At 72.4% G+C, this 25,344-nt stretch carries 22 protein-coding genes and 1 pseudogene; 17 read left to right on the top strand and 6 right to left on the bottom strand.

Going from position 1 to position 25,344, the window contains the following annotated elements; translation table 11 throughout:
• The first annotated feature begins 153 nt into the window (after nucleotides 1-153).
• The 10 genes and pseudogenes from SM447_RS13430 to SM447_RS13385 all read left to right on the top strand — a co-directional run bounded on the left by SM447_RS13430 (nucleotide 154) and on the right by SM447_RS13385 (nucleotide 10,390).
• Complete coding sequence (locus tag SM447_RS13430; protein WP_474573275.1) at nucleotides 154-984, top strand: alpha/beta hydrolase family protein; 831 nt, start codon at nucleotides 154-156, stop codon at nucleotides 982-984.
• Nucleotides 985-1,100: 116 nt separating this feature from the next.
• The gene (locus SM447_RS13425; protein WP_474573090.1) at nucleotides 1,101-2,258 is read left to right on the top strand and encodes an acyl-CoA dehydrogenase family protein; all 1,158 of its coding nucleotides are present in this window, start codon (nucleotides 1,101-1,103) and stop codon (nucleotides 2,256-2,258) included.
• Nucleotides 2,255-3,412, top strand: coding sequence for an acyl-CoA dehydrogenase family protein (locus tag SM447_RS13420; protein WP_474573089.1), 1,158 nt, complete (start codon nucleotides 2,255-2,257; stop codon nucleotides 3,410-3,412). The genes SM447_RS13425 and SM447_RS13420 overlap by 4 nt, the downstream gene beginning before the upstream one ends.
• A gap of 88 nt (nucleotides 3,413-3,500) precedes the next feature.
• The gene (locus SM447_RS13415; RefSeq protein WP_474573088.1) at nucleotides 3,501-4,283 is read left to right on the top strand and encodes an ABC transporter ATP-binding protein; all 783 of its coding nucleotides are present in this window, start codon (nucleotides 3,501-3,503) and stop codon (nucleotides 4,281-4,283) included.
• The gene (locus SM447_RS13410) at nucleotides 4,283-5,002 is read left to right on the top strand and encodes an ABC transporter ATP-binding protein (RefSeq protein ID WP_474573087.1); all 720 of its coding nucleotides are present in this window, start codon (nucleotides 4,283-4,285) and stop codon (nucleotides 5,000-5,002) included. Before SM447_RS13415 ends, SM447_RS13410 begins: the two co-directional genes overlap by 1 nt.
• A 14-nt stretch (nucleotides 5,003-5,016) precedes the next feature.
• Complete coding sequence (locus SM447_RS13405; protein ID WP_474573086.1) at nucleotides 5,017-5,895, top strand: branched-chain amino acid ABC transporter permease; 879 nt, start codon at nucleotides 5,017-5,019, stop codon at nucleotides 5,893-5,895.
• Complete coding sequence (locus SM447_RS13400; RefSeq protein WP_474573085.1) at nucleotides 5,892-6,998, top strand: branched-chain amino acid ABC transporter permease; 1,107 nt, start codon at nucleotides 5,892-5,894, stop codon at nucleotides 6,996-6,998. Before SM447_RS13405 ends, SM447_RS13400 begins: the two co-directional genes overlap by 4 nt.
• A 62-nt stretch (nucleotides 6,999-7,060) precedes the next feature.
• Complete coding sequence (locus SM447_RS13395) at nucleotides 7,061-8,341, top strand: ABC transporter substrate-binding protein (protein ID WP_474573084.1); 1,281 nt, start codon at nucleotides 7,061-7,063, stop codon at nucleotides 8,339-8,341.
• 87 nt (nucleotides 8,342-8,428) lie between these two features.
• A pseudogene (locus SM447_RS13390) lies at nucleotides 8,429-9,631 on the top strand (acyl-CoA dehydrogenase family protein); the annotation flags it as partial.
• A gap of 147 nt (nucleotides 9,632-9,778) precedes the next feature.
• On the top strand, nucleotides 9,779-10,390 hold the full coding sequence (locus SM447_RS13385; RefSeq protein WP_474573083.1) for a TetR/AcrR family transcriptional regulator: 612 nt from the start codon (nucleotides 9,779-9,781) through the stop codon (nucleotides 10,388-10,390).
• Between the two features lie 12 nt (nucleotides 10,391-10,402).
• Here SM447_RS13385 and SM447_RS13380 read toward each other — a convergent pair whose 3' ends face one another.
• A complete protein-coding gene (locus SM447_RS13380; protein ID WP_474573274.1) occupies nucleotides 10,403-10,942 on the bottom strand; it encodes a class I SAM-dependent methyltransferase in 540 nt (179 codons plus the stop codon).
• A gap of 279 nt (nucleotides 10,943-11,221) precedes the next feature.
• Between SM447_RS13380 and SM447_RS13375 the strand changes: the two genes are divergently transcribed.
• The 6 genes from SM447_RS13375 to SM447_RS13350 all read left to right on the top strand — a co-directional run bounded on the left by SM447_RS13375 (nucleotide 11,222) and on the right by SM447_RS13350 (nucleotide 18,552).
• Nucleotides 11,222-14,056 (top strand): helix-turn-helix transcriptional regulator, encoded by a 2,835-nt coding sequence (locus SM447_RS13375; RefSeq protein WP_474573082.1) that lies wholly within the window; start codon nucleotides 11,222-11,224, stop codon nucleotides 14,054-14,056.
• 181 nt (nucleotides 14,057-14,237) lie between these two features.
• Nucleotides 14,238-15,209 (top strand): ABC transporter substrate-binding protein, encoded by a 972-nt coding sequence (locus SM447_RS13370; protein ID WP_474573081.1) that lies wholly within the window; start codon nucleotides 14,238-14,240, stop codon nucleotides 15,207-15,209.
• A 66-nt stretch (nucleotides 15,210-15,275) separates the two neighbouring features.
• On the top strand, nucleotides 15,276-16,076 hold the full coding sequence (locus tag SM447_RS13365; protein WP_474573080.1) for an ABC transporter permease: 801 nt from the start codon (nucleotides 15,276-15,278) through the stop codon (nucleotides 16,074-16,076).
• On the top strand, nucleotides 16,073-16,897 hold the full coding sequence (locus tag SM447_RS13360; protein ID WP_474573079.1) for an ABC transporter permease: 825 nt from the start codon (nucleotides 16,073-16,075) through the stop codon (nucleotides 16,895-16,897). The genes SM447_RS13365 and SM447_RS13360 overlap by 4 nt, the downstream gene beginning before the upstream one ends.
• Entirely contained in the window at nucleotides 16,890-17,690 is an 801-nt protein-coding gene (locus tag SM447_RS13355; protein ID WP_474573078.1) for an ABC transporter ATP-binding protein, read from the top strand. The genes SM447_RS13360 and SM447_RS13355 overlap by 8 nt, the downstream gene beginning before the upstream one ends.
• Nucleotides 17,691-17,727: 37 nt before the next feature.
• A complete protein-coding gene (locus tag SM447_RS13350; RefSeq protein ID WP_474573077.1) occupies nucleotides 17,728-18,552 on the top strand; it encodes a PaaX family transcriptional regulator in 825 nt (274 codons plus the stop codon).
• 35 nt (nucleotides 18,553-18,587) lie between these two features.
• Here the strand turns inward: SM447_RS13350 and SM447_RS13345 are convergent, their stop codons facing one another.
• Genes SM447_RS13345 through SM447_RS13330 form a run of 4 tightly spaced genes read right to left on the bottom strand, consistent with a single transcriptional unit; the run spans nucleotide 18,588 to nucleotide 22,444 of the window.
• Nucleotides 18,588-20,114, bottom strand: a complete 1,527-nt coding sequence (locus tag SM447_RS13345) for an acyl-CoA synthetase (protein WP_474573076.1) — start codon at nucleotides 20,112-20,114, stop codon at nucleotides 18,588-18,590.
• 23 nt (nucleotides 20,115-20,137) lie between these two features.
• Nucleotides 20,138-20,590, bottom strand: coding sequence for a MaoC family dehydratase (locus SM447_RS13340; RefSeq protein WP_474573075.1), 453 nt, complete (start codon nucleotides 20,588-20,590; stop codon nucleotides 20,138-20,140).
• A 20-nt stretch (nucleotides 20,591-20,610) separates the two neighbouring features.
• The gene (locus tag SM447_RS13335) at nucleotides 20,611-21,492 is read right to left on the bottom strand and encodes an amidohydrolase family protein (RefSeq protein WP_474573074.1); all 882 of its coding nucleotides are present in this window, start codon (nucleotides 21,490-21,492) and stop codon (nucleotides 20,611-20,613) included.
• 25 nt (nucleotides 21,493-21,517) lie between these two features.
• The gene (locus SM447_RS13330; protein ID WP_474573073.1) at nucleotides 21,518-22,444 is read right to left on the bottom strand and encodes an SDR family oxidoreductase; all 927 of its coding nucleotides are present in this window, start codon (nucleotides 22,442-22,444) and stop codon (nucleotides 21,518-21,520) included.
• Nucleotides 22,445-22,526: 82 nt separating this feature from the next.
• Between SM447_RS13330 and SM447_RS13325 the strand changes: the two genes are divergently transcribed.
• Complete coding sequence (locus SM447_RS13325; protein WP_474573072.1) at nucleotides 22,527-23,024, top strand: MarR family winged helix-turn-helix transcriptional regulator; 498 nt, start codon at nucleotides 22,527-22,529, stop codon at nucleotides 23,022-23,024.
• Nucleotides 23,025-23,027: 3 nt separating this feature from the next.
• Here SM447_RS13325 and SM447_RS13320 read toward each other — a convergent pair whose 3' ends face one another.
• The gene (locus SM447_RS13320; protein ID WP_474573071.1) at nucleotides 23,028-25,178 is read right to left on the bottom strand and encodes a DUF6351 family protein; all 2,151 of its coding nucleotides are present in this window, start codon (nucleotides 25,176-25,178) and stop codon (nucleotides 23,028-23,030) included.
• Nucleotides 25,179-25,344 lie beyond the last annotated feature (166 nt).

Raw genomic sequence — 25,344 nt, 5'->3', positions numbered from 1 at the left:
GGCCCGGTGACTGGTGATTTTGCCGATGCGGTGCTGGCGGACCACCCCAAACACTGATCGCAGTCGATACCGCTCCGACCCAAGGGAGTATCCGACGTGCGATCTACCACCACCACCCGTCCCCGTTCCGCCTCGATCCTGGCCCGGCTGGCGATGGCCGCCGTCCTGGCCTCCGGTGGCGTCGTCGCCACCTCGTCCCCCGCCCAGGCCGCCAACCCGTACGAGCGGGGACCGGCACCGACCAACGCGATCCTGGAGGCCAGCCGCGGCCCCTTCGCCACCTCGTCGACCACCGTCTCCTCGCTGGTCAGCGGCTTCGGTGGCGGCGTCATCTACTACCCGACCACCACCACCGCGGGCACCTTCGGCGCGGTGGCCATCTCGCCCGGTTACACCGCCTCCTGGTCGAGCCTGGACTGGCTGGGGCCGCGGATCGCCTCGCACGGCTTCGTGGTCATCGGCATCGACACCATCACCCGGCTGGACCAGCCGGACAGTCGCGGCCGCCAACTGCTGGCCGCGCTGGACTACCTCACCCAGCGCAGCTCGGTACGCGGCCGGATCGACGCGAGTCGACTCGCCGTGGCCGGTCACTCGATGGGTGGCGGGGGCAGCCTGGAGGCCGCGGCGAGCCGGCCGTCGTTGCAGGCCGCGGTGCCGTTGGCGCCGTGGAACCTGACCAAGAACTGGTCGAACCTGCGGGTGCCGACGCTGATCATCGGCGGTGAGAGCGACTCCGTCGCCTCGGTCTCGACGCACTCCAAGCCGTTCTACAACAGCATCCCGGCCTCCGCCGAGAAGGCGTACCTGGAGCTCAACAACGAGGGTCACTTCTTCCCGAACACGGTCAACACCCCCACGGCGAAGCAGATGGTGGCCTGGCTGAAGCGGTTCGTCGACGACGACACCCGCTACGAGCAGTTCCTCTGCCCGGGCCCGAGCGGCCTGGCGATCCAGGAGTACCGCAACACCTGCCCGCACTGACGCCCTCCGGGGCGGTCGCGGCGCGGTCGCCCCGGATCGTCCGGCCGCCGGTCTTCCGTCCCATGGACCGGCGGCCGTATATTGCATCGGGAGTGCAATAACATTGGAGGTGGCCAGTGTCCGACCACACGGCCGACGGACTGCGCGGGCTGGTCGCCGCGTTCCTGCGGACGCACGACCCGGGTGCTGATCGCACCGGCTTCCTGCGCGCCCGGTTCGACGCCGGCCTGGCCTGGGTGCACCATCCGCCCGGCCACGGTGGACTGGGTGCGCCGCCGCACCTGCAGGCCGTGGTGGACGAGGCCTTCGCCGAGGCCGGCGCGCCGGACAACCGGCCCCGGCGCAACAGCATCGGACTCGGCATGGCCGCGCCGACCCTGCTGCGGCACGCCAGCGAGGCGCAGTGCCGGCGCTGGCTGCGCCCGCTGTGGACCGGCGAGGAGGTCTGGTGTCAGCTGTTCAGCGAGCCCGACGCCGGCTCCGACCTGGCCAGTCTGCGCACCCGGGCGGTGCCCGACGGCGACGACTGGGTGGTCGACGGGCAGAAGGTGTGGACGTCGCTGGCCCACCAGGCGCGCTGGGCGATCCTGCTGGCCCGCACCGACCCGGCCGCGCCCAAGCATCACGGCCTCACCTACTTCGTCTGCGACATGACCGCGCCGGGGGTGCAGGTGCGCCCGCTGCGCCAGATCACCGGAGAGGCGGAGTTCAACGAGGTCTTCCTGACCGGCGTCCGGGTGCCCGACGCCCACCGCGTCGGCGCCGTCGGGCACGGGTGGCAGATCGCCCGCACCACGCTGATGAACGAACGCGTCGCCATCGGTGGCCGGCCGCTGCCCCGGGAGGGCGGCATGGTGGGCGTGCTGGCCCGACTGTGGCGGGACCGGCCGGAGCTGCGCACCTTCAGCCTGCACGAGGAGGTGCTGCACTCGTGGGTGCGCGCCGAGGCCGCCCGGCTGGCCGCCCTGCGTCTGCGCCAGCTGATCGCCGCGGGCCAACCCGGCCCGGAGGGCTCGGCGGTCAAGCTCTCGTTCGCCGAGCTGAGTCAGCGCATCAGCGGGCTGGAGGTCGAGCTGCGCGGCGCCGAGGGGCTGCGGCACGACGACTGGACGATGCGTCGTCCGGAGGAGCCCGACCTGCTCGGCCGTACCGCCACCTACCGCTACCTGCGCGCCCGGGGCAACTCCATCGAGGGCGGGACCTCGGAGATCCTGCGCACCATCATCGCCGAGCGGGTGCTCGGGCTGCCCGCCGAACCCCGGGTGGACCGATGACCGACCTGCTCTACGACGCCGACGAGGAGGCGCTGCGCGACAGCGTACGGGCGCTGCTGGCCGCGCACGCACCGTGGCAGCGGGTCCTCGCCGCGGTCGACGGCGATGCCGCGTACGACGCCGAGCTGTGGCGCCGCCTGGTCGACCAGCTCGGCGTGACCGGCCTGGCCGTACCCGACGAGCACGGCGGCGCCGGAGCCGGCTTCCGGGAGGTCGCGGTGGTGCTGGAGGAGCTGGGCCGGGCGGTCGCGCCGGTGCCCTTCCTCGGCACCGTCGTGGCCATCCGGGCGTTGCTCGCCTGTGGGGAGTCCACTCTGCTGCGCCAGGTGGCCACCGCCGAACGCGACGTGGCGCTGGCGGTCGGCCTCGCCACCGCCCCTGGCGTACCGCCCGGGCCGGTCCGGGTCGACCTCGGGCCGACGCTGTCCGGGCGGGTGACCGGCGTGGCCGACACCGTTCCGCACGGCCTGCTACTGGTCCCGGCCGGCGACGGGTTGTACGCCGTCGACGCCGCGGCGCCGGCGGTGCGGACGACCCCCGTGGTGTCGCTGGACGCCACCCGACCGCTGGTCGACATCGACTTCATCGGCGCGCCCGCCCGCCTGGTCGCGGCCGGCGCGACGGCGACCCGGGCGGTGACGTCGGCGTTGACCGCCGGCGCGGCGCTGCTCGCCTCCGAGCAGGTCGGGCTGGCCCAGTGGTGTCTGGACGCGACGGTGGCCCACGTGCGGCAGCGCCGCCAGTTCGGCCGTCCGATCGGCTCGTTCCAGTCGGTCAAGCACCGGCTGGCCGACCTCTGGGTGGAGCTGACCGAGGCCCGGGCGGTGGCCCGGCACGCCGCCGATCGACTGGACGCCGCCGACCGGTTTGACGCCGCCGACCGGTTCGACGCCGCCGAGGCGGCACTGGCAGCCGCGCTGGCGCAGGCCTACTGCGGCCCGGTGGCGGTCCGGGCGGCGGAGGTCTGCGTCCAGTTGCACGGCGGGCTCGGCTTCACCTGGGAGCACCCCGCGCACCTGTATCTCAAGCGGGCCAAGAGCGCCGCGATCGCCTTCGGCACCGCCGACCGCCACCGGGCCGCCCTGGCCCGGCTGGTCGACCTGCCCGGGCCGGGCACCGTCGGCGGCGTCACGGATCGCGGTACCGGCAGGTAACAACCAGGCATCGAGGGTGTTGACGAAACACCTGAGAAACGTACACTCCGAGTGTAATAAGTTCGGTCGTGAGGCGAGGGGCGGGTTGATGGCGGACGGTCTCGCACTGCACCGGGTCGGCGTCCGCTTCGGCGGCCTCACCGCCCTCGACGACGTCTCGCTGCGGGTCGGTCCGGGCGAGGTGGTCGGGGTGATCGGGCCCAACGGCGCCGGCAAGACCACGCTGTTCAACGTCGTGTGCGGCTTCGTCACCGCGCACACCGGCACGCTGACCCTCGACGGTCGGCCACTGCGGCCACGCCCGCACCGGTTGCCCCGGCTGGGCATCGCCCGGACGTTGCAGGGCACGGGCCTGTTCGCCGGGCTGACCGTGCTGGAGAACGTGATGACCGGGGCCACGCACACCGCCCGGGCCGGGCTGCTGCCCGCCCTGCTCGGGCTGCCCCGCAGCGACCGCGACGAACGCCGGCTGCGCGAGCACGCCCGCGCCGTGCTGGCCGAGCTGGGCATCGCGGCGTTCGCCGACGCCGCGCCGGACACCCTTCCCTTCGCGCTGCGTCAGCGGGTCGCGCTGGCTCGTGCGCTGGCCGCCCGCCCCCGGCTGCTGCTGCTCGACGAGCCGGCCGGCGGCCTCGGCGCCGACGACGTGGACACCCTCGCGGAGCTGATCCGGGGGCTGCCGCACCGGGCCACCGACCCGTGCGCGGTGCTGCTGGTGGAACACCACATGGACCTGGTCATGGCGGTCTGCGACCGGATCGTGGTGCTCGACTTCGGGCGGGTCGTCGCCGCCGGGCCGCCGGAGGCGGTCCGCGAGGACCCGGCGGTGGTGGACGCCTACCTCGGCGCGGCCGTCGACGAGGCCGCGTAGTGGGCGCCGACCTGCTCACCGCCGAGGCCCTGGCCGCCGGCTACGGACCGGTGCCGGTGTTGCACGGCATCGACCTGCGGGTGCCCGCCGGCACCATCGCCGCCGTCATCGGCGCCAACGGCGCCGGCAAGACCACTCTGCTGCGCACCCTGTCGGGCATGCTGCGTCCGACCGCCGGCCGGATCCTCCTCGACGGGCGGGACCTGCGCGGCACCCCGGTCGAGCAACTCGTCCGGCGCGGCGTGGCACACGTGCCGGAAGGGCGCGGCGTGATCGGCGAACTCACCGTCGAGGAGAACCTGCGCCTCGGCGCGTTGTGGCGGCGGGACCGCGGCGCCGCGTCCCGCGCGCTCGACGAGGTCTACCAGTTGTTCGAGCCGCTGGCCCGGCGTCGTCGACACCTCGGCCACCAGCTCTCCGGCGGCGAACGGCAGATGCTGGCGCTCGGCCGGGCCCTGGTCGCCCGTCCCCGCCTGCTGTTGCTGGACGAACCGTCGCTCGGCCTCGCCCCCCGCGTGGTGGCCCAGACCATGGCGTTGCTGCGCCGACTGCGCGACGACACCGGGCTGACCGTGCTGCTGGTGGAGCAGAACGTGCGCAGCGCCCTGGCCGTCGCCGACCAGGGCATCGTGATGTCGCTCGGTCGGGTCGCCCTGGCCGCTCCGGCCGCCCGGCTGCGCGACGACGCCGACCTGCGCCACGCCTACCTCGGATTCTGAACGCAAGGAGGACCGTGGACCGCTTCCTCTTCCTCACCCTCGACGGCCTGTCGAGAGGCGCGGTCTACGCCGCGTTCGCGCTCGCCCTGGTGCTCATCTGGCGGGCCGGTCGGATCGTCAACTTCGCCCAGGGCGCGATGGCGGTGGCCGCCGCCTACGTCGCGTACAGCGTCACCGCCGCGACCGGTTCGTACTGGCTCGGCTTCGGTGCGGCACTGCTCGCCGGGCTGCTGCTCGGCGCGGTCGTCGACGTCGCGGTGATGCGGCTGGTGGACCACCGGTCACCGCTGAACCCGGTGATCGTCGCGCTCGGTCTGGTCCTGCTGATCCAGGCGGTCCTCGGCATGGTCTACGGCAACGAGTACCTGCCCGCGCGGGCCCCGTTCAGCCGTACCGCGCTGACGGTGGGCGGCACCGCCGTGCTGTCCCCGTACGACCTGTTCGTCTTCGCCACCGTCGGGGTCGTCGGCGCGGCACTCGTCTGGATCTTCACGCGGACCGCGATCGGGCTCCGGATGCGCGCGGCGGCGTTCGCCCCCGAGGTGTCCCGGCTGCTCGGGGTGAACGTCGGCGGCATGCTGACGCTCGGCTGGGCGCTGGCCTCGGGCGTCGGCGCCCTGGCCGGGATGCTGGTCATCCCCACCGAGCTGGGCCTGCATCCGCACGCCATGGACCTGGTCTTCGTCACCTCGTTCACCGCCGCGGTGCTCGGTGGGCTGGACAGTCCGCCCGGCGCGGTCGTCGGCGGCCTGGGTGTCGGTCTGCTGCTGTCCTACGTGAGCGGGTACGCCGGCGGCGACCTCATCCCGCTGGCGGTGCTCGCCCTGCTGCTGACGGTGCTGCTGCTGCGCCCCGGCGGCCTGTTCGCCCCGGTCACCGCGAGGCGGGTGTGAGCGCCACCCGGGCGTCGGCGCCGCCCGCCCGGCACGCCGCCGCCGAGCCCACCCGACCTGGCCGTCCGGTGCCGACCCTGGTGCGCCACCTCGCCGTCGCGGTGGGCGCCGCGCTGGTGGTGCTGGCCGTCAGCTACCAGCTCGACTCGTTCCGCAACTTCCAACTGGCCACCGTGGCCGCCTACCTCTGCGCCACCGCCGGGCTGACCGTCCTGACCGGGCTCTGCGGGCAGCTCTCGCTCGGCCACGGTGCGCTGATGGCCACCGGCGCGTACGCGGTCGCGCTGTGCCAGAACGCCTTCGCCGACCGGGGCGTCACCTCCGGCTGGGTGCTGGTCCTGTCGTTGGTCGCGGCGGTGCTCGCGGCCGTCGCCGTGGGCCTGGTCGTCGGGGTCGCCGCCGCCCGGCTACGGGGGCCGTACCTGGCCGGGCTCACCCTGGCGGTGGCGGTGGTGGTGCCGGCGCTGACCGTCACCTTCGACGGCGTCTTCAACGGCGAGCAGGGTCTGGCCGTGCCGGTGGCACCCGCACCGGAAGGGCTGGGCGTCTACTTCCCACACGAGCGGTGGCAGCTCTGGGTGGCCGCCGCGGCGACGCTGCTCTGCCTGGTGCTGCTGGCCAACCTGGTCCGCAGCCGGTACGGCCGGTCCTTCCGGGCGGTACGCGACGACGAGGTCGCCGCCCGACTGGCCGGCATCCACGTGGCGCGAACGCAGGTCATCGCGTTCGTGGTCAGTGCGGCCAGCGCCGGCCTCGGCGGTGCCCTGCTGGCGGTGCTCGCGCAGAGCGTGTCACCCGGTGCGTTCGGCCTGACGCTGTCGCTGTTCCTGCTGATGGCCGTCGTCATCGGCGGTCTCGGCCGACTGGCCGGGGCGGTGTGGGGTGCCTTCCTGCTGGTCGCCCTGCCCGACCTGACGCATTCCCTGACCAACCTGTTCACCCTCTCGCCCGCGGCGGCGCAGCGGCTGGAGGGCAACCTCCCGCTGGCGATCTTCGGGATCACGCTGATCGTGGTCATGATCGCCGCGCCCGGCGGCGTGCAGGGTCTGCTGTCCCGGCTGACCCGGGTGCTTCGCGCCCGCTGGCCGGTCGGGCGGTCGTAACCGTCCCACCCGCCCCCAACCATCCACCTCGCACAACCGGACCGATGAAAGGTCGGTGTCCCATGCGAACCACGGCACGGCGCGGTCTCGTGATCGCCACCACCCTCACCCTGCTGCTCAGCTCCACCGCCTGTGGCTCCGACGACGGTCCCGGCTCGGGCGAACCGGTTCCCGGTGTCACCGACACGGAGATCGTCGTCGGCACCCACATGCCGCTGACCGGGCCGGCGTCCGCCGGCTACTCGAAGATCGCCCCGGCGACGAAGGCCTACTTCGACTACGTCAACGCCAACGGCGGGGTGCACGGTCGCAAGATCACCTACAAGGTCATGGACGACGGCTACAACCCCGCCACCACCCAGCAGGTCGTCCGTCAACTCGTCCTGCAGGACAAGGTCTTCGCCATCCTCAACGGGCTCGGCACGCCGACCCACACCGGCGTGCTGGACTTCCTGCACACCAACCGGGTGCCCGACCTCTTCGTCGCCTCCGGCAGCCGCAACTGGGACCAGCCCGACCGCTACCCGAACACCTTCGGCTTCAATCCCGACTACACCGTCGAGGGCAAGATCCTGGCGAACCACGTGAAGACCGCCCTGCCCGGGCGCAAGGTCTGCTTCCTCGGCCAGGACGACGACTTCGGTCGGGACGCGCTGGCCGGGGTGGAGAAGGTGCTCGGCGCCGACGGTGTGGCGGCGCGTCAGACGTACGTCACCAGCAACACCAACGTCGCCCCGCAGATCGGTGCCTTCAAGGCGGCCGGTTGCGAGGTGGTCATCCTCGCCACCGTCCCCGGCTTCACCGCCCTGTCCGTCGGCACCGCCGCCCGGCTGGACTTCCGCCCGCAGTGGCTGGTGTCCAACGTGGGCGCCGACCATCCGACGCTTGCCCGGCAGCTCGGCGACGCCGCCGGACTGCTGGAGGGGATGATCGGGCTGAACTACCTGCCGATGCAGGGCGACGCCGACGATCCGTGGATCCAGCTGTTCACCAAGGTGAACGCCGAGCACAACGGCGGTGCGGAGTTCGACGGCAACACCGTCTACGGGATGGCCGTGGGTTACCTGTTCGTGCAGGTGCTGCTGGCCGCCGGCAAGGACCTCACCCGCGAGTCGCTGGTCGAGGCCGTCCGCAGGGGCGGCTACCAGGGACCGGGTGTGGCGCCGTTGCGCTTCTCCGCCACCGACCACTCCGGCTACGGCGGTGGCCGGCTGACCCGGGTCAGCGGGGGAGAGCAGCGCTACTTCGGCCCGACGTACGAGACCGACGAGTCCGACGGACCCGTCAACGAGTACGCCGGCACGTCGGTGCCGCCGCCGGCCAACGGCGTGCCGACCGCCTGAGCCGGTCGTCCGCGTGGTCCGCACCGCCTTCCGGGTGCGGACCACGCCCACGGCGTCGGGCCGGACCACGATCCGCGAGGGGACCGCATGGACTTCCGCCACGACGAGACCACCGAACGGCTGCGCGAGCGCCTGAGCGACTTCATGACCGAGTGCGTGTACCCGGCCGAGCCGGTCTTCGACGCCCAGACCCGAGTTCCGGGGGAAGCGTGGACGGCGCCGCCGGTGGTGGCCGAACTCCAGGCCGAGGCCCGCCGGCGCGGGTTGTGGAACCTCTTCCTCCCCGGCGAACACGGCGCCGGCCTGACCAACCTCCAGTACGCGCCGCTGGCGGAGATCACCGGCCACTGCCCATGGCTCGCGCCGGTGGCGCTCAACTGCGCGGCCCCGGACACCGGCAACATGGAACTGCTCGCGCAGTTCGGCTCGGTGGAGCAGCGGGAGCGATGGCTCCGGCCGTTGCTGGCGGCCCGGATCCGCTCGGCATTCGCGATGACCGAGCCGGCGGTCGCCTCGTCCGACGCCAGCAACATCGCCACCCGGATCGAACGCGTGGGCGACGAGTATGTGGTCAACGGCCGCAAGTGGTTCGTCACCGGCGCGATGGACCCCCGGTGCGCGATCTTCATCGTGATGGGCCGGACCGACCCCACCGCGCCCCGGCACCGGCAGCACAGCCAGCTCCTCGTGCCCCGCGACACCCCGGGCGTCACCGTCCGGCGGGGCATGACGGCCTTCGGGTACGACGACGGCGACCACGGAGGCCACGCCGAGATCGACTTCGTCGACGTGCGGGTGCCGGCGCGGAACCTGATCGGCGCGGAGGGCTCGGGTTTCGCCATCTCGCAGGCCCGGCTCGGTCCCGGCCGGGTGCACCACTGCATGCGGCTGCTGGGCATGGCGGAACGGGCCGTCGAGCTGATGTGCCGGCGGGTGAGCGGCCGGTACGCCTTCGGTGCGCCCCTGGCCGAGCAGGGCGTGGTGCGGGACTGGATCGCCCAGGCCCGGGTCCGCCTGGAGCAGGCCCGGCTGCTGGTGCTCAAGACGGCCTGGCTGATGGACACCGTCGGCAACCGGCAGGCCCACGCCGAGATCCAGGCCATCAAGATCGCCGTGCCGGAGACGGTCGAATGGATCATCGACCGGGCGGTCCAGGCGCACGGCGCGGCCGGGGTCAGCCAGGACACCCCGCTGGCCCGGCTCTGGGCCCGGGCCCGGGCGGTCCGGATCGCCGACGGCCCCGACGAGGTGCACCGGCAGTCGTTGGGGCGTCGGGAACTGCGCCGGCACCGGGACGACGATGCCCTGTCGACGCGCGTACCGGCCCGGTCCCGCCGATCATCGCCGGGCGGCGCCTCGCCCCGGCATGATCGACAGGACAGGGCCTAGACTCGGCTGGCACGAATGGGACCGGGACGGGGGAGGAGACGGGCGCGGATGGTCAGTGCCGAGGCGACCGGTCGGATCGACGGGCGGACGGCCCGGGCCGAGCGCACCCGGGCGGCGATCGTCGAGGCGCACCTCGCCCTCATCTCCGAGGGCGACCTGCGCCCGACCGGCGAGCGCATCGCCGACCGGGCCGGCATCTCCCTGCGTACGCTCTGGACCAACTTCAAGGACATGGAGACGCTGTTCGAGGCGAGCGGTGTGGAGCTGCTCCGCCAGCAGGACGCCGTCTGGCGGCCGATCCCGCCCACGTTGCCGCTGGCCAAACGGGTCGACGCGTTCTGTCGGCAACGGGCGAAGCTGCTGCAACTGATCGCGCCGTCGGCCCGGGCGGCGCAGATGCGCGAGCCGGTCTCCGCGCAGTTGCGCCGCAACCGGCTCAAGCACATCGCCCGGGTACGCGACGAGGTCGAGCAGCTCTTCGCCGCCGAGCTGGAGCGCTCCGGGGCGACGCGGGAGCAGGTGGTCAACGCCGTGGTGGCCGCCAGCACCTGGCCGGCCTGGTCGACCCTGCGCGACGGTCTCGGGCTGGGTGTGGACGCCGCCCGGGCGGTGATGGCCCGTACCGTCGGCGCGCTGCTGGCCGAGGCGGGCGACCGCTGACCGGGGCACGGGTCATCGCGACGGCCTGCGGCGGGCCCTGACCACCAGGTCGTGGATGGTCCTCCGGGTCGCGCCGTGGCTGACCAGACGGGTGCGGGGTTCCGCCACGGCCACCTCCCACAGGTCGTCGCTCAGCGCGCCGGTGACGGCGTCGAGACCGATCGAGGCCTGCCGGGGAGCGTGGGCGGCCGAGTGCCGGTCGGCGTGGTCGTGACCGACGACCAGCAGCGTTCCGCCGGGGATCACGGCCCGGGCCAGCCGGGCCACGAAACCGCTGAACGGCATGTCGGGATGAACGTACTGGCTGACCACCAGGTCGTACTGCCGGGGCGGCTCCCAGGTGGTCAGGTCGGCCACGACCCAGGAGATCCGGGCGGCGATCTCGGGCTGCTGCTGGGCCGCGAGGGCCCGGGCCGCACTCACGGCGGTCGACGAGACGTCGACCGCCGTCACCTCCCAGCCGCGCCCGGCGAGCCAGAGCGCGTCGACTCCGCGCCCGCAGCCCGCGTCCAGTGCCGTCCCGGCGGGCAGCTCCGTCACCTCGGTGACCAGGTGCGAACTGGGTTAGCCCGGTCCGGCCTGGTGGCCCTGCCGGTAGTGGCGATCCCACCAGTGTGGGCTGAATGCGGGCTGTTCCGGGTGCGTCTCGTCGCTCATGACTCGACGGTACGAAGACTTCCGCTGACCGCAAGGATCCATGCCATTTCAGCAAATTCATGCCTGTCGACGGAGCGCGACGGGTGATCCGGGTCGTTACCGCAGCGTTTCGGTCCTCCTCTTCTCAACGGGTGGACGATAGGCGAAACTCGATGCATGGTAAGTGCATCAACAGTGCAAATAACCACGCTGCGGGGCCGGCAGGCGGAGTGCCGGGAGATCCGGACCCTGCTCGCCGCTCCGGCCGGGGGAGCGCTGCTGCTGCACGGCGAGCCCGGCTCCGGGCGCACCGCGCTGCTGGCGTACGCGCACCGCCACGGCGGGGGTCGCCGGCTGCTCACCGCCGCCGGCCTGCCCGACGAGGCGATGCTGCCGTACGCCGGGATGCAGCGGCTGCTCGCCCCCGTGCTCGACCGCGCGACCGCGCTGCCCGAGCGGCAACGGCAGGTGCTCCGCCGCGCCCTCGGCGGCGAGGGCTGCCCCGACCAGGACCGGCTCGTCCTGTCGACGGCCGTGCTCGGGCTGCTCGCCGCCGCCGCCCACGACCGCCCACTGCTCTGCACCGTGGACGACCTCGACGCGGGCGACGCGGACACCGCGCGGGTCCTGACCCTCGTGGCCCGGCGGCTGCCGCACCTGCCCGTCGTCCTCCTGCTCACCGCCGGCAGCGACACCGGCGCCGACGCGATACCCGGCCGCCGGCTACGCCCGCTCGACGGCCCGGACAGCCACGCCCTACTGGCCGCCCGCCGTCCGGGGCCGCCACCACCCGAGCCGGTGCTGGCCGCGCTGACCGCCATCGCGGCCGGAAACCCGCAGGCTCTGGCCGACCTCGCGGACTCGCTGACCCCCGGCCAGTGGCACGGGCGGGACCCGCTGCCCGTGGCACCGCCGGCCGACGGAGCCCTGGGCCGGGCGTACCGTGGCGTGCTCGCCCGCCTCTCCGGCGACACCCGGCGCGCGCTGCTGCTGGCCGCGATCGCCGCGGCGGAGCCGGTCAGCCCGGCCCCGGCCGACCGGGTCGCCGCCGTGGATCCGGTCACGCTGGGTCGGGCGCTGCGGGTGGCCGGCGGCAGCGTCGAGGCGCTCGCGCCCGCCGAGGCGGTCGGCCTGATCCGGATCACCGCACCGGGCGGTGCCGACTTTCCCCGACCGCTGGCCCGGAGCATGGTCGAGGCGACCGCGTCCCCGGCGGCGCGCCGCGAGGCCCACCTGCTGCTCGCCGCCGCGCTTGACGGCACCGGTCGCCGGTTGCGTCAGGCCCTGCATCGGGCCGCGGCGACCGACGGACCGGACCCGGCGTTGGCGGCAGAGCTGGCGGGCGCGGTGGGGGAGGGCGAGGACAGGTCGAGAGCCGCCACGGCGCTGACCCGGGCCGCCGAACTGAGCGACGATCCGCTGCTTGCCGCCCGATGGCAGGTCACCGCCGCCCGCTACGCCTGGCAGGCGGGGGAACCGGACCGGGCGCGGGCGTTGCTGCACCGCGTCGCGTTCGCGGCGGACGGTCGGACCGCTACGCCACCGCCCGTGCCGGCCGTCCTCGCAGCGCTGCCCGGCCAGCCGTCGGCCGCCGCCATCATCGGCCACGCCGAGCTGCTGCGGGGCGAGATGCGGCTGCGCTGCGGCGCGTCGACGACCGCGCTGCCGACCCTGCTGGCCGCCGCCGACGCGCTGGCCGACGTCGACCGCGAGTCGGCGCTGGTGGCACTGTTCCGAGCCGGCGAGGCGGTCTGCTTCGCCGGCGACCAGTACCGCTACGCCGAGGTGGCCCGTCGGATGGCGGCACTCGGCCGCGACGGGGATCCGCCGTGGGCGGACCTGCTGACCACCCTGGTCGCCGGAGTCGCCGCCACGCTGCGCGGCGAGCACGCCCACGGTGGCCCGCTGCTGCGCCGCGCGGTGGCGCTCGGCGGCCGGCTGACCGGTGCCGCACTCACCCCGACCGCGTTGACCGGCGCGGCCGTGGCCGGTCTGCTGGTGGCGGTGGACGCCGCGGCGTACCGGCTCGCCGACCGTGCAGTCGAGCTGGCGACCGACCGTGGCGAGGTGTCGCTGCTGCCCAGGGCGCTCGAACTGCGGGCGATGAGCGAGTACTGGCTGGGGCGGCACGACGCCGCGGCGACAAGCTGCCGGGAAGGGCTACGGGTGGCGCGGGCCGCCGGTCAGCACACCAGCGCCGGCGTACACCTGGGCCTGCTCGCCGTGCTCGCGGCCGTGCGGGCCGACCGGGACGCCACGTACGCCCACGTCGCCGAGCTGGGTGACACCGCCGTCCCGGATAGCCGCCCGTACGCCCTCGCCCAGTGGGCCCTCGCGGTGCTGGACCTGGCCGACGCCCGCTACGCCGACGCGGCGGACCGCCTGGCCGCGCTGGCCCGACCCGGTACCGGACGCGGTCAGGTGCTCGTCCAGGTGATGGCCACGCCCCACCTGGTGGAGGCGGCCGCGCACGACGGTCGGCACGCCCGGGCCCGCGCGGCGCTCGCCGTCTTCGACCGCTGGGCCGGCAGTACCGCCAGTCCGCTCCGCCGGGCGTTGTCGGCCCGCTGCCACGCGCTGCTCGCCCCGCGCGGCAGCGCGGCGGCCGAGGCGCAGTTCCGCACGGCGTTGAGCCTGCATCCGGCCGACGCCGCCACCTTCGAACGGGCCCACACCGAGCTGCTCTTCGGCCGGGAACTGCGTCGCGCGCGCCGCCCGCGCGAGGCCCGCGGGCACCTGCACCGGGCCCGGCAGACCTTCCTCCTGCTCGGCGCCGACGTGTGGGCGCGGCAGACGACCGAGGAGCTGCGGGCGGCGGGGGAGGCCGTCGGCACGCCGGACCGGCAGGCCGTGCGGCTGCTCACCGGTCAGCAGCTGCGCATCGCCCACCTGGTCGCCTCCGGCGCGACCAACCGGGAGATCGCCTCGCAGATGTTCCTGTCCACCCGGACCGTCGATCACCATCTGCGCAACATCTACCACCGGCTCGGCATCCGGTCCCGCACCGAGCTGGTCCGCGCGTTGGGCTGACCGCCCACCGATATTTAACCGATCCATGACGGGCGTCAGAATTTCTTGACATTTGCGAGCCCGTGGCCCACGATGGCCAACACGGCCGGGTGATCTCACTCACATCGAACCCGCCCGTAGGTCCCAAGGCACCCGTCGGTGTTGACGCACCCACCACCCCCGCCCAGGAAGGGCCTTGTCGATGAAGAAGATATTCACGCTCGGGCTGATCGCCGGTGTCACGATCGCCCTCGCCGGATGTACGGACTCGGACGCCACCCCCTCGGGAGAGAGCGACGGCGACCTGCGCCAGGTTCGGGTCGCGGCGCTGCCCATCACCGAGACCGCCGCCCTGTGGGGCGGCATCAAGGCCGGCCTCTTCGAAAAGCACGGGCTCTCGGTCGAGGTGCTGCCCGCGCAGGGCGGCGCACAGGCCATTCCCGCCCTCATCAACGGCGACATCGACTTCGCCATCGGTCAGCCGTTCGGTCCGTTCCGGGCCGACCTGCAGGACCTCGGCGTCGTGGTGATCGGCAACTACGCGTCGTCCTACGCCGAGGGCGACGACATCAACGCCGTGGTGGCGTCGGCCAAGTCGGGCATCACCCGGCCGGCGGAACTCGCGGGCAAGCGGGTGTCGGTCAACAGCCTGGGCGCGGCCGGCGACGTGACGATCATGGCGGCGGTGGAGAAGGACGGCGGTGACCCCTCGACCATCAAGTTCGTCGAGGTCGCCTTCCCCGACGTGCCGGCGCAGCTCGAAGCCGACAACATCGACGCGGCCTGGGTGCCGGAACCCTTCGTCACCCAGCTCCGCAGCCGCGGCGACACCTTCATCGTCGCGCCCTACCAGGCGGTCGCCCCCGGGCTCGCGACGCTCACCACGATCGCCACGAAGGCGCGGATGGAGTCCGACGCCGAGCTGGTCGCCGACTTCTCGGCCGCGATGAAGGAGACGCTCGAATGGGCGCAGGACCCCGCCAACGAGGCGGCCGTCCGCCAGGCGATCAAGGACAACCTGCAGCTGCCTGAGGCGGTCGCGGACTCGGTGAAGCTCCCGCGGTTCGGTTGGGAGGTGGACCGGGCGAGCCTGGAGTCGCTGGCGACCCTCGCCGGCAAGTACCAGGTGCTCGACCGGCAGCCCGACTTCGATCGCCTCATCCAACAGCAGTAGCCTGCGCGGTCCCGCCCTTCCCGGTGACCGGCCGGGAAGGGCGTCGCCGCCGACCACGGGAGCGACATGCACCTTCTGTCCATCCGGCGTCCCCGTGCACTGCGCAAGGTGACGCTGGGCGTCGTCGGGCTGACGGGGTTCCTCGTCGTCTGGCAGCTGATCCCGACCCTGGGTCTGATCAACTCGCAGTACCTGCCGTACGTCACCGACGTGCTCGCCCGGCTCGCCGAGGAGTTCCGTGACCTCGCCTTCTGGCGGCGGATCGGCAACACCATGACCTCCTGGGCGATCGGGCTGGCCGTCGCCACCGTCGCCGCGGTCGTCCTAGGCACGATCATCGGCCTGGTGCCCTTCCTGCGCCGCGCCACCCACACGGTGGTGGAGTTCCTCCGACCCATCCCCTCGGTGGCCCTCATCCCGCTCGCCGTGCTGCTGTTCGGCATCCAGATGCAGGCCGCCCTCGTCATCATCATCTACGCGTCGTTCTGGCAGGTGTTCGTGCAGGTGATCTACGGCGTCGCCGACGTCGACGCGGTCGCCCGGGACACCGCCCGCAGCTTCGGGCTGACCCGACGCGAGCGTCTGTCGTACCTGGTCTTCCCGACCGCCCTGCCGTACCTCATGACCGGCATCAGGCTCGCCGCCGCGGTCGCTCTCATCCTGGCCATCACCGCGGAGATGGTGATCGGCAATCCCGGGCTGGGACGGATGATCGAGCTGTCCCGCTCGGCCGGCGACGCGGTCGGGCTGTACGCCCTCGTGGTGGTCACCGGGCTGCTTGGGCTGCTGGTGAACCTCGTCTTCCGCTTCATCGAGCGCCGGTCGTTGTCCTGGCACCAGTCCGTACGCGGTGAGGAGGTCCTGTGACCGCGCACCCCGGCCAGGTCGCCCAGCGGTCGCGCGGGCGCGGCCTCGGGCGTCGGCTCGCCTCGGGCTTCCTCTACCCGCTCGGGCTGCCCTTTCTGCTCCTGGTGGTCTGGGGCCTGGCCTCGACCAGGTCGACCAGCCGCTTCTTTCCCGGCCCCCTCACCATCTTCGAGGCGTTCCGGAACACCTGGATCGGTCCGGCGTTCGTCGACGACGTGCTGCCCAGCCTCTACCGACTCGCCCTCGGCATCGCGGCCTCGATCGTGGTCGGCATCGCCGCCGGCACCCTCATCGGGCTGTTCCGCTGGCTGCGGGAACTGCTGGAACCGTTGCTGGAGTTCTTCCGGGCCATCCCTCCGCCGGTGCTGATCCCGGTCGTGATGCTGCTGCTCGGCATCACCGACACGATGAAGGTGGTCGTCATCGTCTCCGGCGCGGTCTGGCCGATCCTGCTCAACACGATCGACGGCGTCCGGGCCACCGACAGCGTGATGTCGGAGACCGCCGACTCGTTCCGGATCACCTGGTGGGAACGGCTCTGGTTCCTGGTGCTCCCGGCGGCGAGCCCACGGATCATGACCGGGGTCCGACAGGGACTCTCGGTCGCGCTCATCCTGATGGTCATCTCGGAGATGTTCGCCTCGTCCGCCGGACTGGGCTATCGGATCGCCTACTTCCAGCGCAACTACCTCATCGCCGAGATGTGGAGCGGCATTCTGCTGCTCGGCCTCGTCGGCGTGCTTCTCGCCGCGACCTTCGGAATCGTCGAGCGACGCGTGCTGCGCTGGTACCACGGACTGAGGGAGGTCAATCGTGCCTGATCGGAGCACCCTGCTGCGGGTGGAAAAGCTGCGCAAGGTCTACGAATCAGCGTCCGGCGACGTCGAGGCGATCGGGGACATCACCTTCACCATGCGGGAGGGTGAACTCGTCTGCATCGTCGGACCGTCGGGCTGCGGCAAGACGACCCTGCTGAAGTGCCTCGCCGGGCTGCTCCGGCCCACCAGCGGCGTGGTCGAGATGGACGGGATGCCGGTGACCGGTCCCAGCCCCGCGATGGCCGTCGTCTTCCAGGAGTACGGACGTAGTCTCTACCCGTGGTTGACCGTCCGGGGCAACGTCGAGCTGCCGCTGCGCCACAAGCGGCTCTCCCGTGCGGCCCGCGACAAGCTCGTCACCGACGCCATCGAGGCGGTGGGGTTGGCGCACGCGGCCCGCAGTCACCCGTGGCAGCTATCGGGCGGGATGCAGCAGCGCGTGGCGATCGCGCGGGCCATCGCGTACCAGCCCGAGGTGCTGATCATGGATGAGCCGTTCGCCGCGGTCGACGCGCAGACCCGGGCGGACCTGGAGGATCTCGTGCGTGAGCTGCACGTGACGCGCAAGATATCGGTCCTCTTCGTCACCCACGACATCGACGAGTCGGTCTACCTGGGCGAGCGGGTCCTGGTGCTCTCCGCCTCCCCGACCTGGGTGCAGGAGGATCTGACGATCGATCTTCCGCCGGAGCGCGATCAGATCACCACCCGTGCGCTACCGCGCTTCACCGAGCTGCGTACGCATGTGTACGACCAGATCCAGCGTGCGAAGCGCGGGCAGACCGTCGGCCCGTGACCGTACCGACGCTGGAATCCGCTCGAGAGGGACAGTTGTGCGCAGTCGTCAGCCCAAGCAGTTGCTGCTCGCGTTCTTCGGTGAGCACGTCGTCGACGACGCCCCGGGCCCGATTCGCGCCAGCGTCCTGATCGGGGTGCTCGAAGGCGCCGGCGTCGCCGCACCGGCGACGCGGGCGACCCTCGACCGGCTGGTGCAGACCGGCCTGCTGGAGCGGAGCAAGAGCGGGCGGGAGATCCTGTTCTCGCTGACCGGGCACGGGGTGGCGGTGCTGCGCGAGGCGACGGAACGCGTCCGCGGCCCGCGCCCGTTCGAGCCACAGGGCACCGGTTGGACACTCGTCACGTTCACGATCCCCGAGGGGCAGCGGACCCTGCGTCACCGGTTGCGGTCGACCCTCACCTGGGAGGGCTTCGCGCCGCTGCGCGACGGGCTCTGGCTCGCGCCCGGTGAGGTCGACCTCGCCGGCTCACTGGAGCCATTGTGCCGCGACCTTCCCCCGAAGACGGTCATCGCCTTCCACGCCCGGGAACTCGCGGGGTTCCCGATCGCCGACAGCGTACGGGCGGCGTGGGACATCGAGGCGATCCGGCGTGAGCACCTGGCGTTCATCGAGATGTGGGACGATCCGGGCGCCGCGACCCAGGCACCGAGTGCGCTGACCGTGCGGACGATGCTCGTGGCCGACTGGCTCGCGTTGCTGCGCGCGGACCCGAGGCTGCCCCGCGAGTTCATGGACGCGCAGTGGCCGGCCACCCGGTCGACCCAGGTCTACCGACGGATGCACGAGCGGCTGGCCGAGGCGTCCGCGGCGGAGTTCGCCGCACTCGTCACCACCCGGACCAGGAGCGTCCGGCAGTAGGGTGGTGGCGGGGTCGCGGCCCTGGTGCCGGGCCGCTAACCGGCGAACCGGCTCCGCAGGTCGGCCTTGCGCACCTTCCCCGACGCGGTCCGCGGCAACTCGTCCACGATGACCACGTTCTTGGGCAGCTTGTAGCGGGCTACCTTGCCGTCGAGGAACTGCCGCACCGTGGCGACGTCGACCACGGCACCCTCCCGCACGGTCAGCACCGCCCACGGAACCTCGCCCCATCGCGGGTCCGGTACGCCGATGACCGCCACTCCGGTCACCCCGTCGATCTCGCCGAGCAGAACCTCGATCTCGGCCGGGTAGATGTTCTCACCCCCCGAGATGATCATGTCCTTGAGCCGGCCCGCGATGTAGAGGTAGCCGTCGGCGTCGAGGTAACCGAGGTCGCCGGAGCGGAACCAGCCGTCGGCGGTGAACGCCTCGGCCGTCGCCTCGGGCAGCAGATGGTAGCCGGGGAAGACGTTCGGACCGCAGATCTGGATCTCGCCGATACCGCCGTCGGTGACGGGCGCGCCCTGCTCGTCGGCGATCCGGACGCTGGTGAAGAAGTGGGGCAGGCCCACGCTGCCCTGCTTGGCGCGGGTCATCGCGGGGGACAGTGAGGTCGCCCCCGGCGACGCCTCGGTCATGCCGTAGCCCTGCGAGAACGACAGCCCGCGATCCTCGTACGCGTTGAGGATCCGGGTGGGTACGGCCGATCCACCGCAGGTGAGCTTGCTCAGCGTCGACAGGTCGGTGGTGGCCCAGTCCGGGTGGTCGGCCATCAGCTGGTAAGTGGTCGGTACGCCGCTGAGCATGGTGACGCCGTGCCGCTCGATCTGGGCCAGCGCGCGTCCCGGCTCGAAGCCCTTCTCCAGCACGAGAGTGGCGCCCTTGAGGATGACCGGCAGCGCACCCATGCCGAGGGACGCCACGTGGAACAGCGGCGAGATCATCAGCGCGACATCGGTGGAGACGACGTCGTAGTCGACGACGCAGTTGAGCGCCACCCAGGTGAGGTTGCCGTGGGTGAGCACCGCGCCCTTGGCCCGGCCGGTCGTGCCCGAGGTGTAGATGATCGCGGCCGGGTCGTCCATGCTCACCTCGACGGCGGCGGCCTCGTCCACGGCGGTCGTCCGCAGCAGACGGGCCAGTCCCGGCCGTTCGGTGGTGCCCGCCCCGGTGACGATGACCCGGGGGGACAGCGTGCCGCCGATGGCGTCGGCCACCCGCTGATGGAACTCGAAATCGTGGATCAGCACCCGCGCGCCGCAGTCGGTGAGGACGTGGGCGATCTCGGGCGGTGCCAGCCGGGTGTTGACCGGCACGAAGACGGCGCCCAGCCGGGCCGCGCCGAACATCACCTGGAGGAACTCCGGACTGTTCTCACCCAGGTAGGCCACCGCGTCGCCGCGGCCGACGCCGAGCCGTCGCAGCAGCGAGGCGACCCGGTCGACGGCGTCGGCGAACTGGCGGTACGTGACGGTGGACCGGTCACCGTGGACGAGGGCGACCTTGTCGGGGGACTTGAGCCGGCGCTTCGTCGGCCAGGCGCCGATTCCCTGTGCGTGCATCAGCGGTCTCCCGGCGGTCGCCGTCAGGCGTAGAAGCGGTAGAGGCCGCGCGCCACGACCGCGGGCTTGGTTCCGCCGTCGATCTCGATCGTCTGGTCGACGGCGATCTGGTACCCGCCGGGAACCTCGGCGACCTCGGCGACGGTCGCCGTCATCCGCACCCGCGATCCGACCTTGACGGGAGCCGGGAAGCGCACCTTGTCCAGGCCGTAGTTGACCTTCGTGGTGACCCCCTTCACGTCGAGCAGCTCCGTCCAGAAGGGCACCGCCAGTGAGAGCGTGAGGAACCCGTGGGCGATGGGCGCTCCGAACGGCCCGTTCTTCGCCCGCTCGGGGTCGACGTGGATCCACTGGTGGTCGTCCGTGGCGTCGGCGAAGAGGTTCACCTGGTCCTGGGTGACCGTCCGGTAGTCGGTGTACCCGAGGTCGGTGCCGGCGAGGTCGGCGAGCTGTTCGTAGGTGATCGTCGTCGTCATGGAGCTTCCTCTCGTCGTCGTCAGCCGGACAGGCGCAACAGCCGGACGGCGTTGTCCTTCAGGATGCCGGGGAGCACCTCGGGCTTGAGGTCGGTGCTGCGTACGTCCCGCAGCCAGCGGTCGGGGGTGAGCAGCGGGTAGTCGGTGCCGAAGAGCACCCGGCGCTTGAGCAGCGAGTTGGCGTAACGCACCAGCTCCGCCGGGAAGTACTTCGGACTCCAGCCGGACAGGTCGATCCAGGTGTTCGGCTTGTGGGTGGCCACCGACAGCGCCTCGTCCTGCCAGGGCACCGACGGGTGGGCCATGATGATTTGGAGGTCCGGGAAGTCGGCCGCGACGGGATCGAGCAGCATCGGGTTTGACAGCCCGAGCCGGAAGCCGTAGCCGCCCGGCATCCCCGCTCCGATGCCGGTCTGCCCGGTGTGGAACAGCGCCGGTACGCGGGCCTTCTCGAGCAGACCCCACAGCGGCGCGTACCGCTCGTCGCTCGGATCGAAGCCCTGCACCGTGGGGTGGAACTTGAAGCCGCGTACGCCCTCGTCCTCGATCAGTCGGGTGGCGAGATCCAGCGCCTCCGCGCCGGTGCGCGGGTCGACGGACCCGAAGGGGATCAGCACGTCGGCGTGCTCGGCCGCGGCGCGGGCGATCTCCACGCTCGACAGCGGTTGGTGCGCCAGTTGCGTACGGGCGTCCACGGTGAAGACCACGGCCGCCATCTGGCGCTCCCGGTAGTACTGCGCCACCGCCTCGATCGCCGGGCGCGGCCCGTCGGCCTTGAAGTACTTCGAGACCGCCGCCACCAGGTCGTCGGGCAGCGAGTTGTGGCCGTGCTCGTCGACCTCGATGTGCACGTGCATGTCGATCGCGGTGACGGTGTCGACATCGATGGCGGGCTGGTACATGGTGGGGAACTTTCCGTCCGGCGGGTCAGGAGCCTGCGGTCTTGAACTCCTCGGGGAGGTCCGGGAACCGCTCGCCGACGCTCTGCAGCGCTCCGGCGAACGTCGCCGGCCAGGCTTCGAGCAGGGCATCGTACGTCCAGCCGCCCTCGCGGTGCGCGGTCACGGCCGCCTCCGGGTGGGTCCAGATCTGGAGCCGGTCGCCGCCCACCCCGATCACCTGCCCGGTGACGGCGCCGGCCGCGTCGGAACCGAGGAACGCGATGAGCCCGGCGACGTCGTCCGCCGTGCCGAACCCGAGGTCGTGCCGGAAGAACGCCGGCATCTGCTCGCCGTTCTCGGCGGCCCGCACCGCGGCGGCGAAGTAGGGGACGGTGGCCGTCATGGCGGTCGCGGCCACCGGCACCACGGTGTTGGCGGTGATGCCGGCGCGCTTGAGCTCCAGCGCCCAGGTCCGCGTCATGCCGACGATGCCGGCCTTCGCGGCGGCGTAGTTGGTCTGGCCGAAGTTGCCGCGCTGCCCGGTGGGTGAGCCGATGCAGATGATGCGCCCGCCCTCGCCGGCCGTCCGCATGTGTTGCACGGCCGCGCGCACGGTGGTGAAGGTGCCGCGCAGGTGCACGTTGATGACGGTGTCGAAGTCCTCGTCGGTCATCTTCCACAGCACGGTGTCGCGCAGGACACCGGCGTTGGTGACCAGGATGTCGAGTCGACCGAAGGTCTCGACCGCCGTGGCGACCAACTGCTCGGCGGTCTCGGTGGGGCCGACCGGTGCGACCACCGCGGCGGCGCGACCACCGAGCGCCTGGATGGCGGCGACGGCGTCGGCCGTGGTCTGCGCGTCGACGTCGTTGACCACCACGGCGGCACCCTGCCGGGCTAGCTCCTGCGCGTACGCGAGGCCGAGACCTCGGCCGGAACCGGTGACGATGGCGACCTTGCCGTCCAGGGACATGCGAACTCCTTCGTGTTCACCCGATCTGAGCACGGACCGTTGAAAATGTCAATCATTGGAGAAACTTGCTACCATCGTCGCCATGTCCGCTAGCGCCAAGAGGTCGCCGGTGAATCCGACGGCCTCCAAGACCCGGCTGCCCGGACGGGACGCGCTGCGGGACAGCGTGCTCGGCGGTGACCTGGTCTTTCTGCTGGCGCGCGCCAACGCGCTCACGCTCGCGGCGGCGAACGCCGCCCTCGCGGAGCACGGGCTCAAGGCGCGTTCGTACTCCGTGCTCGCGTTGGCCGCCGACGGGGCCCGACCCACCCAGCGGGAGCTGGCCGAGTTTCTCCGCCTCGACCCGAGTCAGGTCGTCGCGCTCGTCGACGGTCTCGAACAACGTCAGCTGGTGGAGCGTCGCACCGACCCCGCCGACCGGCGGGCCAACGTCCTCGTCGCGACCGACGCCGGCCGGGACCTCTTCGCCCGCGCCCAGCAGGCCGCCCGTGCCGTGGAGCTGGGCCTGCTGGCCACGGTGACCCCCGAGGAACACGAGCGGCTGGCCGGCCTGCTGCGGTTGCTCGCCTTTCCCGACTGACGGTCAGAAACGGATCCAGGTCCGGGTGAGCGGGACCTGGCCGACGGCGGGCTTGGACCAGTCGCAGACGCCGCCGGGGAAGACCGCCCGCAGGCGGTCCCACTGCCCGGTGGTGAAGCGCACCCCGTACAGCGACTTCCGCATCGGCTGGAGCTGGCACTTGAGCACCGCCGAGGTGGTCGGTCCGCCCGCCACCACCCGTGGGTTGCGGTGGTACGGGTAGAGCTGGTTGCACCGGGCGTCCGGGTCGAGCGTCAGCCGCTCCACGATCCGGTCGCCGTCCGGCGTGACGCAGTTGTCGGCCAGGCCGCGTGGCCGCGACAGCCGGGTGAGCTGTACGGCGTCCAGGTGCGGACGGGCCGCCGCGAGCCGGCCGCGCGCCGTCAGCCAGGCGTCCATGTCGGTCAACGCCTGCTCCTGGAGGACCGTGCTGGCCGCGCCGGGGGGACCGGTCACGCTGACGTGGTTGTCGGCGTTGCCGTTGGCCCGGAGCAGGCGCTCCCGCATCGTCCAGGAGCGGAACCGGTCGTGGAAGTCGCCGGTGGGGTCGGTGTAGCCACGGGTCTCGATGATCGGGGTCCACCGCAGCCCGCCGTCGAACTGGTTGACCCGGCCGGTCGCGTACGCCCGTCGGATCGCCTCGACGTTCGCCGAGGTGCGCTGCGGCGTGCGGTTGCCCTCGACGTCCAGACCGCCGATGCCCTCGTTGAGCCGGACGAACTCTTCCGGGCTGAGCACGCCCGCCTGCAGGGCCCGTAGGCCGTACTGCACGCCGACGGTGTCGGGGATGACCGGCCGGCCGGCGCCGGTCCTGGGGTCGACGCCGTACACGTTCGAGACGAAGTCCGCCATGGCGCAACGGATGCCGTCCGGGTTGGTGACCGGGTGGTAGCGCCGCTCGGCGGGAATGTGGCCGGGGCAGGCGGTGGGCCAGTCGACACTGTCGAAGAACTGGTACCCGACGCAGGTGTTCGGGCTGCCGAAGCCGGTCACGGCGGTCTGCTGGGCCGCCGACAGCCCGGCGTCGGCGGCCGCCTGGGAGATGAACCGGCACTCGTGGCCGGAGATCGTCGTGGAGCGCTCGTCGGGGTAGCCGATGCTGCCGATGACGCCGTCCAGGATGCCGGGGTACGCGTTGGAGATCAGTAACTGCTGCATGGTGCCGGCCGAACCACCCCAGCCCATGGTGAACTCCGGCACGCCGAGCGTCTCGATGAAGTGCTCCTTGACCATCATGGCCGTCTCGGCGGACGTGACGTCGTTACAGTTGTGCGCGAACACGTTGAAGGTGGCGCTGGCGACGGCGTAGCCGCGGCCGAGCAGCGTGTGGTCGACAACCCCGCCGGTGCTGGTGGCCTGGGTGTGGCCGATGCCGCAGGCGCCACCGAAGGTGTACACCAGACGGTCGTTCCAGCCCGGGGCCGTCGTCCACGGGTCGGGGGCCGGCGTACCCGGCTCGTGCAGCAGCGCGATCTCGTACACCGCGCGGTTGATGGTGCCGCGCTCGATCCGCACCACGTACGGGACGGTCCGGCCGGCCGTGGTGGTGGTACGGGCCACGTCCGCCGGTAGCGGACCGTCGGGCAGGTCGACGAAGGTGCCGGCGGTGGTGCGGTACCGGTAGGTCACCTGCGCCTCGGCCACATGGCAGTTCTCGTCGACCGGACCCAGGTGCCACGGGCTGCCGGAGGCGGTGCAGAAGAGCGGAATGTGCGGCCCGGAGAAGACCGGGCCGGCGGCCGGATGGTTGATCAACGTCAGGGTGGCGGCGGGTCGGCCCTTGCCCGGCCCGTGAGCGCGGACGTCGAGTTTGTTCCGGCCCAGCTTCAGCCCGTCCACCAGGCCGAGCAGGGTCCGCTGGTCGCCCGCCGGGCGGAAGCGGCCGGTCACGTCCCGGCCGTCCACCCGGATCGTCACCCGGTGGGGTGGGACGGTACCCGGCACGTCGACGCGTACCAGGGCGTCACCGCCGCTGACCATGTCCGCGCGGCCGGACACCACCGCCACGCCGAAGCCACGGTCGACGCCCCTGACGCCCGTCGGGGCCGCGCCGGCCGGCGCGGAACCACTGACCAGCGCCGCGGCGACGAGCGCGGTCAGGGCCAGCCGTAGGGATCGTCGCCGGGTGCTGTTCCTGGATCGGTGGATGGGCATGGCGGGACCCCTTTCAGCCGGGAACGGACGGCTGGGCCTCCCGGGTCGAAGGCATGAGGGCAACGTAATGCGAAAACGGAACGACAGTCAATGGAAGTGCAATGCATCTATGTCAGCGGCCTGCGCGGGCTGTGGTCCGCTGTGGACCCACGGCCGGTGGGGTGCT

The sequence above is a fragment of the Micromonospora aridisoli genome (genome assembly GCF_056150025.1).
Note: the sequence above shows the minus strand (reverse complement) of the source record. Positions and strands in the feature narration are given on the sequence as shown.